We start from the raw sequence: 324 nt of genomic DNA, 5'->3' as shown, positions 1-324 counted from the left end.
CAAGCGCGCAGGAGCACGACCGACCCGTGAGCATTCGTGGAGGACGCCGTGGGGTTTCCAATCAATCGTCGTGCCTTGCTTCAATCGGCCGCGTGTGGTTTCGGGTCGATCGCGCTGGCCGGGCTCTCGGCGGCTCGGACTCGGGCGGAGTCGCCCGCGGATCTGCTTTCGTCGCGTGCTCCCCACTTCACACCGAGGGCGAAACGGGTCATTTTCCTGTTCATGCAAGGTGGTGTCAGTCAGGTCGACTCGTTCGATTACAAGCCCTTGCTCTCGGCTCGAGACGGCAAGGACATGCCGTTCGACGATGCTCGGGTCCTCGCC

The 324-nt window shown here is 63.6% G+C and carries 1 protein-coding gene; it reads left to right on the top strand.

From position 1 onward, the window contains the following. Positions 1-48: 48 nt before the first annotated feature. Positions 49-324: DUF1501 domain-containing protein (locus tag AB1L30_RS00040; RefSeq protein ID WP_367011319.1), on the top strand; the 276-nt coding region annotated here is incomplete at its 3' end.

The sequence above is a fragment of the Bremerella sp. JC817 genome, from assembly GCF_040718835.1.
Lineage (GTDB): Bacteria > Planctomycetota > Planctomycetia > Pirellulales > Pirellulaceae > Bremerella.
The sequence above is the reverse complement of the archived record's forward strand: the minus strand, read 5'-3'. Positions and strand labels throughout refer to the sequence as shown.